The sequence below is a fragment of the Emticicia sp. GW821-FHT11C11 genome (genome assembly GCF_058808615.1).
Genome location: NZ_JBXARV010000001.1, coordinates 2,306,524 through 2,321,276 on the forward strand (window position 1 = coordinate 2,306,524; position 14,753 = coordinate 2,321,276).

General features: G+C 41.1%; 13 protein-coding genes. 9 read left to right on the plus strand and 4 right to left on the minus strand.

The genetic code is table 11. From position 1 onward, the window contains the following. The first annotated feature begins 71 nt into the window (after window positions 1–71). Together AC1RRY_RS09900 and AC1RRY_RS09905 are read left to right on the plus strand one after the other, a co-directional pair. Window positions 72–1,022 (plus strand): ribose-phosphate pyrophosphokinase, encoded by a 951-nt coding sequence (locus AC1RRY_RS09900; protein ID WP_492815932.1) that lies wholly within the window; start codon window positions 72–74, stop codon window positions 1,020–1,022. A 33-nt stretch (window positions 1,023–1,055) separates the two neighbouring features. After that, entirely contained in the window at window positions 1,056–1,616 is a 561-nt protein-coding gene (locus AC1RRY_RS09905; protein ID WP_492815930.1) for a 50S ribosomal protein L25, read from the plus strand. Between the two features lie 242 nt (window positions 1,617–1,858). Here AC1RRY_RS09905 and AC1RRY_RS09910 read toward each other — a convergent pair whose 3' ends face one another. Genes AC1RRY_RS09910 through AC1RRY_RS09920 form a run of 3 tightly spaced genes read right to left on the minus strand, consistent with a single transcriptional unit; the run spans window position 1,859 to window position 2,903 of the window. Beyond that, window positions 1,859–2,185 (minus strand): DUF6686 family protein, encoded by a 327-nt coding sequence (locus AC1RRY_RS09910; RefSeq protein WP_492815928.1) that lies wholly within the window; start codon window positions 2,183–2,185, stop codon window positions 1,859–1,861. Then, window positions 2,178–2,381, minus strand: coding sequence for a hypothetical protein (locus tag AC1RRY_RS09915; protein WP_492815926.1), 204 nt, complete (start codon window positions 2,379–2,381; stop codon window positions 2,178–2,180). The genes AC1RRY_RS09910 and AC1RRY_RS09915 overlap by 8 nt, the downstream gene beginning before the upstream one ends. Before the next feature lie 54 nt (window positions 2,382–2,435). After that, window positions 2,436–2,903 (minus strand): Fur family transcriptional regulator, encoded by a 468-nt coding sequence (locus AC1RRY_RS09920; protein ID WP_492815924.1) that lies wholly within the window; start codon window positions 2,901–2,903, stop codon window positions 2,436–2,438. 218 nt (window positions 2,904–3,121) lie between these two features. On the opposite strand from AC1RRY_RS09920, the gene AC1RRY_RS09925 reads away from it, so the two are divergent. The 6 genes from AC1RRY_RS09925 to AC1RRY_RS09950 all read left to right on the plus strand — a co-directional run bounded on the left by AC1RRY_RS09925 (window position 3,122) and on the right by AC1RRY_RS09950 (window position 9,155). Next, window positions 3,122–5,464, plus strand: a complete 2,343-nt coding sequence (locus AC1RRY_RS09925) for a TonB-dependent siderophore receptor (protein WP_492815922.1) — start codon at window positions 3,122–3,124, stop codon at window positions 5,462–5,464. A 6-nt stretch (window positions 5,465–5,470) separates the two neighbouring features. Next, entirely contained in the window at window positions 5,471–6,649 is a 1,179-nt protein-coding gene (locus AC1RRY_RS09930) for a PepSY-associated TM helix domain-containing protein (RefSeq protein ID WP_492815920.1), read from the plus strand. Next, entirely contained in the window at window positions 6,646–7,050 is a 405-nt protein-coding gene (locus AC1RRY_RS09935) for a hypothetical protein (protein WP_492815918.1), read from the plus strand. The genes AC1RRY_RS09930 and AC1RRY_RS09935 overlap by 4 nt, the downstream gene beginning before the upstream one ends. 33 nt (window positions 7,051–7,083) lie before the next feature. Next, the gene (locus AC1RRY_RS09940; RefSeq protein WP_492815916.1) at window positions 7,084–7,788 is read left to right on the plus strand and encodes a nickel transport complex, NikM subunit,transmembrane; all 705 of its coding nucleotides are present in this window, start codon (window positions 7,084–7,086) and stop codon (window positions 7,786–7,788) included. 37 nt (window positions 7,789–7,825) lie between these two features. Continuing rightward, window positions 7,826–8,041 (plus strand): hypothetical protein, encoded by a 216-nt coding sequence (locus AC1RRY_RS09945; RefSeq protein WP_492815914.1) that lies wholly within the window; start codon window positions 7,826–7,828, stop codon window positions 8,039–8,041. Window positions 8,042–8,240: 199 nt separating this feature from the next. Then, window positions 8,241–9,155, plus strand: a complete 915-nt coding sequence (locus tag AC1RRY_RS09950) for a DUF6607 family protein (protein ID WP_492815912.1) — start codon at window positions 8,241–8,243, stop codon at window positions 9,153–9,155. Window positions 9,156–9,518: 363 nt separating this feature from the next. Here the strand turns inward: AC1RRY_RS09950 and AC1RRY_RS09955 are convergent, their stop codons facing one another. After that, the gene (locus AC1RRY_RS09955) at window positions 9,519–11,765 is read right to left on the minus strand and encodes a sodium-translocating pyrophosphatase (RefSeq protein WP_492815910.1); all 2,247 of its coding nucleotides are present in this window, start codon (window positions 11,763–11,765) and stop codon (window positions 9,519–9,521) included. 375 nt (window positions 11,766–12,140) lie between these two features. On the opposite strand from AC1RRY_RS09955, the gene AC1RRY_RS09960 reads away from it, so the two are divergent. After that, window positions 12,141–14,612: a PIG-L family deacetylase gene (locus tag AC1RRY_RS09960; protein ID WP_492815908.1), complete on the plus strand. Its 2,472-nt coding sequence runs from the start codon at window positions 12,141–12,143 to the stop codon at window positions 14,610–14,612. Window positions 14,613–14,753 lie beyond the last annotated feature (141 nt).

Consider the following 14,753-nt stretch of genomic DNA (forward strand, 5'->3'; position numbering starts at 1 on the left):
TTTCTAAACGTGTATATGTTTTTTTAAGTAAAAAGCGTACCTTTGCGCATCTTTTTTCGAAGCACAAACAAATGGCAGAAGTCAAGATTTTTTCAGGTACGACATCAAGGTATTTAGCAAGTCGGGTAGCCGACTATTATGGCAAAGATTTGGGTAGCGTAAGCATCAATCGTTTTGCTGACAGTGAAATTTCGGTAAGTTTTGATGAGTCAGTAAGAGGATGCGATGTGTTTCTGGTGCAGTCAACATTTCCGCCCAGTGATAATATCATGGAGCTGTTGATGATGATTGACGCAGCCAGAAGAGCTTCGGCGCACTATGTGTGTGCGGTTATACCGTATTTCGGATACGCACGGCAAGACAGAAAAGACAAACCGAGAGTAGGCATAACAGCCAAGCTGATTGCGAACATGCTTACTGCGGCAGGTGCAGACCGTGTAATGACCATGGATTTACATGCCGGACAGATTCAGGGCTTTTTTGATATTCCGGTTGATCACCTGGAAGGCACTTCGGTTTTTGTGCCGTATCTGAGAACGCAGCAGCTGGAAAACATCAAGTTTGCTTCGCCGGATGTGGGTGGTGTGGCTCGTTGCCGGAAATTTGCGTCTTATTTTGATGCCGAAATTGTGATTTGCGACAAACACCGTAAAAAAGCCAACGAGATTGCTTCAATGCAATTGATTGGTGATGTAGAAGGGGCGGATGTGATTCTGGTCGATGACCTGATTGACACCGGTGGTACTATCTGCAAAGCGGCGGATTTGATTTTGTCGAAAGGAGCCAAGTCGGTACGTGCATTCTGTACGCATCCGGTGCTTTCAGGCAAAGCCAACGAAAATATATCTAATTCGGTTCTGACTGAATTAGTAGTAACTGATACGATTCCTTTGCGCTACGATAATGCTAAAATCAAAGTATTATCGGTTGCCGAATTATTCGGAAAAGCCATCGGACGGATCAGAGATAACGGGTCTATTAGCACATTGTTCATAAATTATCAACAGAACCTGGGATTCTAACCGAACCCGGTTCATCAATTAAATTTTACTAAAATGAAAAAAACTGAGATTGTAGGGTATAACAGAGCGAATCTCGGACGCCACGCCTCACAGGAACTGCGAGCGCAAGGATTGATTCCGTGTGTATTGTATGGTGGTACCGATCAAGTATCGTTCTATGCTCCCGCTTATTTGTTCCGTGATCTATTGTTCACTCCAGATGTTTACGAAGTAAGTATCAATATTGAAGGCAAAGTTTATACAGCTATTTTGCAGGATTCACAATTCCATCCTGTAAACGATCAGATTATTCATGCCGACTTTATGGAAATCACGCCTGATAAAGTTATTAAGGTGGCGGTTCCAATTAAATTGCACGGTCCGTCAGAAGGACAAAAGAAAGGGGGTAAATTGGTTCAGAAAATGCAAAAACTACGTTTGCAAGGACCGGCGAAGTTTATTCCTGATTATGTAAACGTTGATATCAAGGATCTTGATTTAGGTAAATCTATTAAAGTAGGAGCTATTGGTGAGATTGACGGGGTTAAAACCCTTGATGCTGCCAGCAATCCTGTAGCAGTAATTGCCATTCCTCGTTCTTTGCGTCAGCAATAAAATTGAGATTTTAGCTAATAGATATATAACGGGCTGGCAACGGTCCGTTATTTTTTTTTGGTAGCAAAACAGATTTGTTTAGACTGTGTCTATATTAGGTAGAAATTTTCAGAATCATGTTGTTTTTTGTTACTGCGTGCGTAATTTTGAAAAAAAAATCTTGCCACTCAATATGGTGACAAGATTGCTTACTACGACAGTTATTTACGACTTAAATATAAAATCCTGGTGTGGTGAATCTTTTAGTACTGCAGTACTTTGTTCACTTCAATCATGATGAAAGCATCATCAAGCATATTTTTGAAATGTTCGAACTCTTTGGGAGTGAACATCAGATAAAAATTATTCATAGGTGTTCGCATACCCATTGTCCGGCCATTGCAACATAAATCTCTGGCTTCAAACACGGTGCTGTCATCTTCAAGAATCCTTCTGAATTGCCTCAGGTCATCTTCCGGAAAAATAAACAACTGATTATTGAAAACCATATTGTATTTTTCACAACAGGTGCATTTGCCAATGTATCCGTACGCACAAGAGGCAAGTATCATCAGTTTGTCGTCAGTCATTTTCTTCTTTTACAGTTTTCTTTTGCAATAATTCGCTGTAATTTCCTTCCGAATAGCCGCATACCAGATAATTAAACTGGTTGATCATTGGCTTACCGATTAAGAAAACGCGCTGGTTGTGCATGTAACCCATAATTTCCACTACCTGCTGAATCAACGATGCTTCGTTTGTTTGTGTGTGTGCTTGCTCTTTCATGGCAATCAATGATTTTGTATTTGATTAATGCTACTGTTTCATTGATTGCACGACTTAATTATTGAGTGCCTTTTTGTTTTCACAGTTTTCTCTCTCGCAGTGGCCATATAAGAGTAAGTCGTGCTGGGTAATATCAAATTGCATCATTTCACCAATCATTTTTTGGATTTGCTGCAATCGGGGATCACAAAACTCTTTTACCTGTTGGCAATCCAGGCAAATCAGGTGGTCATGTTGTCTGAAATTGGCCGCTTTTTCATATTTGGTTACATTGTTACCAAACTGGTTTTTACGTATCAGGCCACATTCAAGCAAAACTTCCAGGTTATTATATATAGTAGCTCTACTTACATATTGTTTTTTATCAACCATTGTCATGTAGAGGTCTTCGGCGTCAAAATGATCGTTGCGGGAATAGATTTCTTCGAGCATCATCATTCTTTCGGTAGTTTTTCTTAAACCTTTTTCTTCCAAAAAAATAAGAAATCTGGCAACTGCCTTCTCGTAATTGATATCTTTCATTTTACCTCCTTCCTAACCTGCATGCGCAGTATCAGTTTTTGTATTTAGCCTGTGTGCGGGTATCTTGTCGATGAGCCCGATACAAAGGTGATTCTTATTTAGAATTAATCCAAATAATTTCTGAATTTATTTTTAATTAGTCTAAATAAGCCATACATTTGCATCATCAATAGTAACCAGTGAAATTTTTAATGATGAGTAAACCAACATACCACAAAATGAAGTCAATTTTTACAATGTTAATGATGATGTGCGGTTCATGGGCATTGGCTCAGAACGCGACACTTAAAGGAAAAGTAAGTACCAGCGACGGCAAAGCAGCCGAATTTGTAAATGTTATATTAAAAGGTACTAATAAAGGTACCAGCACAGATATAAACGGAAATTATCAGTTCACTGGCCTTAAGGCAGGTGATTACGTTGCTCAGGTAAGTTTTATAAGCCTGAAAGCCGAAACAAAAAAGGTGAGCATAAAGGATGGAGAGACTGTAACGCTTGACTTCACGATGGAAGTAAGTGCAAATCAATTGCAGGAAGTAGTGGTATCGGCTAATCCTAGTAAATATGTAACCGACTATCCTTCTATTTCTCTTCGTTTAAGAACTCCGCTTCTGGAAGTTCCGCAAAATATTCAGATTATTACCAAACAGGTAATTCAGGATCAGCAGATTTTCGATATGCTTGAAGGGGTAACCCGTAATGTGAGTGGCGCTACCCGTGTTGAACACTGGGACACTTACGCGCAGATCAACATGAGGGGTTCGCAGATTGCCGCTTTCAGAAACGGTATGAACGTGCAGTCGACCTGGGGACCATTAGTAGAAGATATGAGTATGGTAGAACGCATTGAGTTTGTTAAAGGCCCTGCAGGTTTTATGCTTGCTAATGGCGAACCTAGTGGTTTCTATAACGTAGTAACTAAAAAACCTACAGGTATCAATAAGGGAGAAGCCTCAATGACCGTGGGTAGCTTTAATACTTACCGCTCAACCCTTGATTTGGATGGCAAATTGAGTCAGGATGGAAAAATACTTTATCGCCTGAACCTGATGGGTCAAACCAAAGGCTCTCACCGTGACTTTGAATACAACAACAGAATATCTGTAGCGCCGGTGTTGAAGTTTCAGTTTACGCCGAATACTTCGTTAACTGCCGAGTATACTTACCAGTTTAACCAGATGTCAGCCATCGGTTCAAACTATGCCTTTTCTAAAAAAGGAATGGCCGACTTGCCTGTGAATGCCACCACCGGAGAACCGAACATGGATCCGTCGAATATCAACGATAACACATTCTTCCTTACATTAGCGCATAGCCTTAACAGCAACTGGAAATTAACTGGGCAGCTGGCGTATATGACTTATAAGCAAATCGGGCAGTCGCTGTGGCCAACAGGTTTTTCGGCGAATGGTGATACACTTATCAGAAGTGCATCTATATGGGATGTACTGGGTATTACGAAAGTCGGACAATTTTTTGTGAATGGCGACGCAAAAACAGGTCCGTTAAGCCATCGTATTCTGGCCGGTTTAGATATGGGTCAGAAAGATTTTTACCATGACTGGGCGCAAGCCGGTACCTATTCTGGCCCGCAAGGTTTCAATATTTATCATCCTGTGCATGGAACCGTTCCTGCATCTGCGTATCCTAAGTATGACAGAAGTCTGAGCCTACGCCAGAGAGGTGTTTATTATGCGCAAGAATATGCTGCGCTTTATGCACAGGATGAAATACGTTTGTTTCAGGATAAACTGAGATTGACATTGGCCGGAAGATACACCAGCGCACAAAACAATGACCCGTATTCGGGTTTTGTGAAATCAGAGAAATTTACCCCTCGTGTGGGCCTGAGCTATTCGATAGATAAAAACACGAGTGCTTATGCTGTATTCGACCAGGCGTTTGTACCACAAGCTGGTGCCGATGCGCAGGGTAGAAGCTTTGACCCGATTACGGGTAATAATAAAGAAATCGGTTTGAAACGTGAATGGTTAGGCGGTTTGTGGTCTTCATCTATTGCCGCTTACAACATTACTAAAAACAATGTATTGACTGCTGACCCTAACAACCAGTTCTTTTCGGTTCAGTTAGGCCAGACACAGGTGAAAGGATTTGAATTTGATTTACGTGGTCAGCTTGTTCATGGACTTGACCTGACTTTGAACTATGCATACACCGATGCCAAAGTGACCAAAGATACAGATGAGAAAAATGTAGGTGTACAAACACCGGGTTCGTCTAAAAATGTAGCCAATGCATGGTTAAGTTATAAATCAACATTCGGTAGTTTACAAGGCTTTGGTGTATCTTTAGGTGGGCAATTGATTACAGGCCGTTCGTCATGGTACGTGTTCGACGGCTCGAAACAAGGTCTGCCGAATTATTTCAAAATGGATGGTGCCATTTCTTACCAGGCTAACAAATTTGCCGTAGCGCTTAATGTGAATAATATTCTGAACGCCTATTTATATATGGGTGCCTATTATAACTGGAGCGATTTCTACTACTGGCAAGCGGAAGCGAAAAGAAATCTTCGTCTTTCAATCAATTACAAATTTTAAGAGCGCATGTCTTTGAAAAAAGCAATAGGTAAAATACACCTCTGGCTCGGGCTTACGTCCGGGCTAGTGGTGTTTGTTATTAGTATCACTGGTTGTATTTATGCCTTTCAGGTCGAAATTCAGGATTTTACGCAAGCATACCGGTATGTTGAAGTGCAGAATAAACCTATGCTGCCTCCGTCAACACTCAAGGCAATTGTAGAGAAGGCCGTGCCCAACAAAGCGATTCACAGCGTAACTTATGAGAGACCCGGCAGAGCAGCCATTGCTACAATCTTTCATTTCGAACCAACCTATTATTACCTGGCCTATGTGAACCCATATACAGGCGAAGTGCTGAAAGTAAAGAATATGGACGAAGATTTCTTTCGGTTCATACTTGATGGGCACTTCTACCTTTGGTTGCCAGACGAGATCGGGCAGCCTGTAGTAGCAACCGCCACCCTCATTTTTGTTTTTCTGATGATCAGCGGGCTTATCCTTTGGTGGCCTAAGAATAAATCGGCCGCCAAACAAAGATTCTCTGTGAAATGGAATGCCAAGTGGCGCAGGGTTAATTATGACCTGCACAATGTATTAGGATTCTATATGACCTGGGTAGTCATCTTCCTGGCCATAACAGGGTTGGTATGGGGTTTTCAGTGGTTCTCTAAGGCCTATTACTTTACACTATCGGGCGGAAAGACCCAAATGGAGTATTATGAGCCGGAGTCGACAGGTTCGGCTAATACTGCCGTAAAAACCAATGTACCTGCCATTGACCGTATCTATGAGAAAATAAAAGTTGAAACTCCGGATGCACAAACGATTGAAGTACACCCACCGGAAACCTCAAAATCGACCATAGTAACGGCTACTACTACTGATACCGAGGTATACTGGAAGCATGATTACAGGTATTTTGACCAGTATACACTAAAAGAAGTTTCAGTAAAACATCCTTATGGCCGCCTGAAAGATATTTCAACGGCAGATAAAATCATGCGGATGAATTACGACATTCACGTTGGGGCTGTATTTGGTTTTGCGGGTAAATTACTGGCATTTTTTGCCAGCCTGATGGCTGCCAGCTTACCTGTTACAGGAGTGTATATATGGTGGGGAAGAAGAAAGAAAAGCCCGAAGGTTGCCTTAAAGAAAAAAAACACCCAGACATCTGATATCCTAAAACCTAAATACTCATGAGCAATATCAATAAAATAGCTCTTTTCTGGCTGCTTATTGTGGTGGGCTATATTTTCCATTCCACCTATCATTTATCCGGAGCCATTTTCGGTGAAGATATAAAGATGAAGAATGCTACGGGCGAAACACCGCTTTCTATGCATTTAATAAGAATAGTGCTTGAAATACTTCCACTTTTGATGGCGGTATTGACAGCCTATGTTTCGTCTAAAGGTTTTCGGGTGTTCTCGTTAATACTGGCTGTTGTATTAGGATTAGCCAATGCCTTGCATGTGGTTGAGACAATTATACGCGAGCCTTCTAATCTATCACAAGTAGTATTGCTAAGCTTTGTGCTGGTAGTAAATGTACTATTGGTTATTACTCTGAACAACTGGCGAAAAGAATTTTCACTCAGCTAATATTTTAATAAATCTATAATAAACAATAAACTCATGAAAAATAAACTCGCAATATTGGCGCTTATACTGATGCCTTTTGTTTCAATGGCTCATGGCTATTGGTTAGAAGTAAAAGGTTCAGGAAAAGTCGGAGAACCGGCCAAAATTCAGATTTTCTATGGCGAATACGTGAACCAGGGAAGAATGAAGGGCAAGTCTCTTGATAAAATGAATGAAATAAAACTCTTTGTGATTGACGAAGCCGGTAATCGCATTGATGTTCCGACGGTTCAGACAGAAACACATTGGGAAGGTACTTTTACTCCTAAAACGGAAGGAAACTACCAGGTGATGGGTATCAACGAAACCCGTGAAGTACAGGACTGGAACAAACATAACCTCGGTATTGTGCGCCCGATGCAGTACCTACGTACCAACTATAAAGTTGGTAAAGGAGCAATTGCTCCAAAATCGGCTAATTTCTTTGATGTAGTAGCCACTGAGGCAGACAACGGTATCAACCTGATTGCGTTTAAAAACAGTGCACTTGCTGATAAAGCAAAATTGACTATCATCAGCCCTGATGGTTGGGAAAAAGTAAAAATCACTACAGAAAGAGGCAGAACGTCTTTTGTGCCTACTACCAAAGGGGTATACCTGATTGAGGCTGAGTGGATTGATAAAACTCCGGGTACTTACAAAGACAAGTCGTATGAGTCGGTTCGCTATCATACTGAGACCACAATTGAGGTAAAATAAGTTTGAATGCGGCAATGCCCATACTTAACTTTTGGCCATGAAATTCATAACTAATATCAAAAATCCGGATGCATTGCAGAGCCTGAGCGATGAGCTAAAGAAAGTAGGTGTTTCATCGTTCAGAATCGATTTTGGCGCTAATCATATACTGACTGTCAATACCGATATGGTGAAACAGGATGAAATAGAGTGTGCAGTAAGAAAGGCCGGATTCAAGTGTGTTTGTTTTAAAAAGTGTAATCACGAAGCGTGAGGGGAGAAAAGTAGTGAATTAACAGGGTATTTTGAGCCATATATTAACACGAAACTATTTTTACTGATATAAATCATTTTTATTTAGATTAAATTTAAATAGATTCGCAAAATATTTACTTATTCACTATTTGTAATTCACAATTCAAAAAAGGAAATCCATTTTTAACTATAATTCAATTATTTTAAATTTAACAAAGATGAAGAAAACAGTTATTTTACTGCTAGCATGTTTTGGTGCATTTGCACAAAAATCTGCTGATGTAGCTGCAATAAAAGGCCAATGCGGATGCCACGAGGTGAAATTTGATTATGCAGAAACTTTTAGCTCAAACAAAGAATACAAGCTTAGCAGTCAGTATCATGCCAAAGGAACTGAGTATGTTTTTGTAGTTGAAGAATCGAAAGACAAAATTGTTATTCAACACCTTTTGGCTATCGGCGATACGATGGTGGTAAAACACTGGCGTGAAGACTGGACTTTCGAAGACCCGAATTTGTTCAGTTTCCATAAAGAAAGCACCTGGAAATACACTCCGCTTGAAAAAAATGCAGTAAAGAAAGGCTGGTCACAAAAAGTGTATGAAGTAGAAGACGGTCCACGTTACGAAGGTTTTGCGCAATGGTCACATGCCAGTGGTAAACACCTTTGGGAAAGCAAAGTAGATGCGCCGCTTCCACGTCGTGAGTATACTAAAAGAAAAGATTATAATGTACTAAGAAGAGGTAATAGAATTTACGTTACGGATTATGGTTATCTTCACGAACAAGACAACGACAAAGTTTTGAGAAAAGACGGTAAAGACGTTGTTCTTGTACAAGAAAAAGGCTTGAACGATTACCGTCGTCTGCCTGATGAAAAAGCTTGTGAAGTAACTAAAAAATGGTGGGCACAACATAGTCCGTTCTGGGCTGATGTACGTGCAGAATGGCAGGGAGTATTCGATCAACATAAAAGCTTTACTATTAAACAATTTGTAAGAAGCAAAATGTTGACAGAGCATTTCGAGGCTATCGAGAAAGAGAAAAACGATTCAGCGACTAATCGCAAGAAAATCAAAGAAGCTTTGGCTCAATTCGTAGTATATGGCGATGAAGTAATCGGCAAAAACTAAGACATTGCACTGTTTAACAGTAAATGTGATTTTTTGAATAGATAAAGTCCCGTAAGGCGAAAGCTTTACGGGACTTGTTGTTTTACGGCCGTAATGTGCTATCCATGACCGTGGCAATTGACGAATGTCGTAGAGACGCAATGCGTTGCGTCTCTACGTAAAATTAGGTTATTGTCGAATTGATTCATTCTTGAAAACAGTTTTCCAGGCCAGATAGCCGCAATGCATTGCGGCTCTACCAAAACGCATTATAAATCAGGCACTCCGGCTATTATACATCCTGAAACTAATTAACAAAAGAAGCCCTGCTGATTTCTCAACAGGGCTTCAAAATGCTTATTTTAAGCCTTTACAGGCTTTATATTACTTCACAGAAGCAACGGCTTCCGCTTTAGCTACATCAGCCTGTGAAGGAGCTGAAACCGATTTTACAACCGGGGCTTTAGCAGGAACAGTAGCATGATGTGATGGCACTGCAATGTATGGAGCAATAACCAATGATACGATAGACATCAATTTGATAAGGATGTTCATTGATGGGCCGGAAGTATCTTTGAATGGGTCACCCACGGTGTCACCAGTTACAGAAGCCTTGTGTGGCTCTGATTTTTTGTAATACGTTTCACCATCGATTACCACACCTTTCTCAAATGATTTCTTGGCGTTGTCCCACGCACCACCGGCGTTAGACTGGAACATACCCATTAATACGCCCGATACCGTAACACCTGCAAGTAAACCACCCAGGATTTCAGCTGATGAAGTATCTGAAAAAACATTTTTGAATCCAAAACCCACTAAAACCGGTACGATAAGAGCGATAGCTCCCGGTAAAATCATTTGTTTGATTGATGCTTGAGTAGAAATTGCGACACATTTTTCATATTCAGGTTCTGCTTTGTATTCCATAATTCCGGGAATTTCACGAAACTGACGGCGAACCTCATTTACCATTTCCATGGCAGCTTTACCTACCGCAGAAATACAAAGGGCACTGAAAATAAAAGGAATCATACCACCGACAAACAAGCCGGCCAATACAGGTGCTTTGTAAATGTCAATAGCGTCGATTCCGGCAATACCTACAAAGGCAGCAAATAGAGCCAGTGATGTAAGCGCTGCAGAAGCAATGGCAAAGCCTTTTCCGGTTGCAGCGGTAGTGTTACCAACGGCATCCAGGTTATCGGTACGTTCGCGAACTTCCGGAGGCAATTGAGACATCTCTGCAATACCACCTGCGTTATCGGCAATAGGGCCGAAAGCATCAATAGCCAACTGCATGGCAGTGGTAGCCATCATACCTGCTGCAGCGATAGACACCCCATATAAGCCTGCAAAATGATAAGAGAAAATAATACCTGCTGCCAACACAATGATAGGAAGCACTGTTGATTCCATACCGACAGCCAAACCACCAATGATGTTGGTTGCATGACCAGTACCCGATTTCTGAACGATTGATAATACCGGACGTTTACCCATAGCAGTGTAGTACTCAGTGATAATTGACATCAAAGCACCTACTACTAAACCAACCACAATTGCCAGAAATACTCCTGTTGAAGTAAATTCGTGGCCACGAAGGGTAAGGTTTTCAGGTAGAATATTAGTAACTAAAAAGTAAGAAGCAATAAAAGTAATAATGATAGAAGCCCAGTTACCAAGGTTTAAAGCATTTTGTACTGAAGATGTTTCACTTTTGATACGTACAAAGAATGTTGAAACCAAAGAAGCCAGAAGACCTACACCTGCAATAAACATAGGTAGTAATACAGGAGAGTAACCACCAAAATTATCGGTTACGCTGATTTCCTGTCCCAGTACCATTGTAGCGAGAATAGTAGCTACATAAGAACCGAACAAGTCGGCACCCATACCGGCTACGTCACCTACGTTGTCACCCACGTTATCAGCAATAGTTGCCGGGTTACGAACGTCGTCTTCCGGAATACCCGCCTCAACTTTACCTACAAGGTCGGCGCCTACGTCGGCAGCTTTGGTATAAATACCACCACCTACACGGGCAAATAAGGCAATAGATTCAGCACCTAAAGAGAAACCGGCCAATACTTCAATGGCTGTTTTCATACCAATAGAAGTAAGCGCTTCACCTTGTGCAAAAATATTATAGAAAATAATGAAAAGACCGCTCAAACCTAACACTGCAAGGCCTGCAACACCCATACCCATTACAGAACCCCCGGTAAATGATACCTCCAATGCTTTAGCTAATGAAGTACGGGCCGCTTGTGCTGTACGTACGTTAGCTTTTGTTGCGACTTTCATACCGATATAACCCGCAACGGCAGAGAAAATAGCGCCGATTAAAAATGCAACAGCAATGATAGGGGAAGAATGAATAGGGGATTCGGGAGTGCCTTCACTGGAACCCAACCAAGCCAGAATGATGGCCGTAGGGATGGCAAAATAAGCCAATATTTTCCATTCTGCTTTTAAGAATGCAATGGCTCCGTCAGCTATATAGCCTGAAAGCTTTTGCATGTTGGCATCTCCGGTCGGTTGATTAGATACCCAATTAAATCGCCAAGCAGTGTAAAGTAATCCGATTATTCCGAACGCCGGAACAAGGTAGACAATCTGTGAATCCATAATGAACTATTTTGAGTTTAGTAAGTATTTTTTATGAAAGTGTGCAAATTTACAATAAGAAGTTGAATTAGAAAATCGGAACATTTGAAAATTCGGAAGGGCCGAATCAATAAGCTGATTATCAATTGTTTACAGACACACATTTTACCTAAAAAATGAATAATTTATTACTAAACTAAGTTTTTATTGTATTTTATATCTTTTGTCGTACCTGAGTACTGGTAATTATAGCCCTATGTGGGTCTGTAGTTGTGGTCAATTTAATTTCGTCATCAATAAAATCTTTATTAACTTTCCAACGCAATGATTACCAAGTTTTTAAATGAATTTAACTAACCATCCTAACCTGATTTTATTGTGCAAATTTTAAAACCAATGAAGAAAACCCTGATTACATTTCTTGTACTTTATTCAGTGATTAGTTTCGGTCAGACGAAACAAATGAGCACAGGAGAGATTATTCAGGCCATGAAAAGGCTCAATGTAGTGGGTAATGTACTTTACGTAGCTGCTCACCCTGATGATGAAAACACACTTTTTATTACCTGGTTGTCGAAAGAGAAAATGGTTCGTGCGGGCTATATAGCCATGACCAGAGGAGACGGCGGACAAAACCTGATAGGTGCCGAACAGGGAGAATATGTAGGGTATCTGCGCACGCACGAGTTATTAGGCGCCAGAAGCATTGACGGCGGTGAACAGTATTTTACCAGAGCCAACGATTTCGGCTTTACTAAAACTACCGATGAAGCACTGAAAACCTGGGGCAAGGAACAGATTCTTTCTGACCTTGTGTGGAGAATACGGAATTTCCAACCTGATATAATGGTCAATCGTTTCCCGCCGGATGCAAGAGCAGGGCATGGTCACCATTCTGCATCGGCAGTTTTGTCGGAAGAGGCATTTAAGGCCGCCGCCGACCCGACTCGTTTTCCGGAACAACTGGCTTTCGTAAAACCATGGCAGGTAAAACGGGTGGTCTGGAATTCTTTCTCGCCTAATTTTCAGAATAACACGCCTGAAGAAGGGAGCTTCATTAAGATTGAATTGGGCAACTATAATGCGCTGCTCGGAAAATCTTATACTGAAATTGCCGCCGAAGCACGCAGCATGCACAAAAGCCAGGGTTTTGGTTCTGCCCGCACGCGTGGACAAAGAGTTGATTATGCCATGCACAAAGTAGGAGAGCCTGCTAAGAATGATTTGTTTGATGGCATTGATATGACCTGGAAACGAGTAAACGGAGGTGATAAAGTAGAAGGCATGGTGAATAAACTATTGGCCGATTTCAAGGTAGAGAATCCTTCGGCTTCTGTTCCTGCGCTGATTAACATCTATAATACGATTGACGGACTGGATGAAAATGTATGGACTACCTACAAGAAAAACGAAGTAAAAGATCTGATTCTGGCTTGCAGTGGACTATGGTTTGAGGCCAACCCTGCTGATTATTCAGTGGCCGGTGGAGATAAAATAAAAGTCAATCTGAACGTCATTTCACGTTCCAATCTAAATATTACTTTAGATAAGGTAAGTTTCAAAGGTACAGGCAAGGATTCTACTTTGAATCTGAAACTGGTTTATAATAATCCGGTGAATCAGAATTTTGATTTGGTTATTCCAACCAGCACACCTATTACACAGCCCTACTGGTTAATGGAAGAAAAAGAAAAGGGATTCTACAAGGTGAAAGATCAGTTATTGAGGGGCCTGCCCGTCAAGCCTGCTGATTTAGTGTGTGACTACACCTTTACCATTGCTGGCAAGGCACTCAGTTTTCAGACACCGCTAACCTATAAGTTTGTAGAACCATCTATCGGTGAAATCTATCGTTATTTTGAGGTTCGTCCGGAGGTAATGGCCAACATTGACGAAAAAGTATATGCCTTTGCCGATAATCAGCCTAAGGATGTGAAGGTAATGGTGAAAGCAGGTAAGAAAAATGTTTCGGGTAGTGTCTCATTAGTAGTGCCTGCCGGATGGAGAATCGAGCCGGCCGCTATCAACTTTGAATTGAAGGATAAAAATGAAGAGAAGATGGTGAGTTTTAAAGTATATCCATCGGCTACAGCTTCAGAGGTGAGTCTGAAAGCAGTTGTGAAAACATCCTCAGGTACTTATAATCGCGGGATAGCTACTGTTGATTACAAGCATATTCCGACGCTGACTTTGTATCCTGTCTCTGAGGCGAAGGCTATCAGAATTGATTTGAAGAAAAAAGGTACGAAAATCGGTTACATTGCCGGCGCCGGTGATGAAGTACCTGCTGCTTTAACGCAAATCGGGTATCAGGTTACGATGCTTACTCCTGTTGAATTAGGTAAGGATTTATCTACCTATGATGCCATTATTGTGGGGGTACGTGCCTATAATACGGAAGAGCATCTGAAATTTTTTCAAGATAAACTGATGGATTATGTAAAGAATGGGGGCAATGTGGTTACTCAATACCAGACCAATGCGTTCTATGGAGTGTCGAAAGTTAAGGAAATCGGGCCATATAATTTCGGTATCGGACGCGGACGGGTGACGGACGAAATTGCCGAAGTAACATTCTTGAAACCTGCTCATGCATTATTAAATGCACCCAACAAAATAACAACGAAGGATTTTGACGGCTGGATACAGGAAAGAGGTTTGTACTTTGCTGATAAGTGGGCAAAAGAATACGAGACTATTTTCTCGATGCATGATGCAGGTGAAAGAGAAGAGGAGGGAAGCGTGCTATACGCCAAATACGGTAAAGGAAACTTCGTGTTTACAGGTTTAGCGTTTTTCAGAGAACTGCCTGCCGGCGTACCGGGAGCGTACAGGCTGTTTGCTAATATGATTTCGGTGGGGAAATGATAATCCTCATATCAATATAAATAAAAAATAGGAGCAGATTGTCTGCTCCTATTTTTTTATTGTGGTAGAGGTGCTGTGTTAAAAGCCAAATAAATTGGTAAAAATATTTAAATTTGAGTCAATAAAAGCAGGAGCATTATT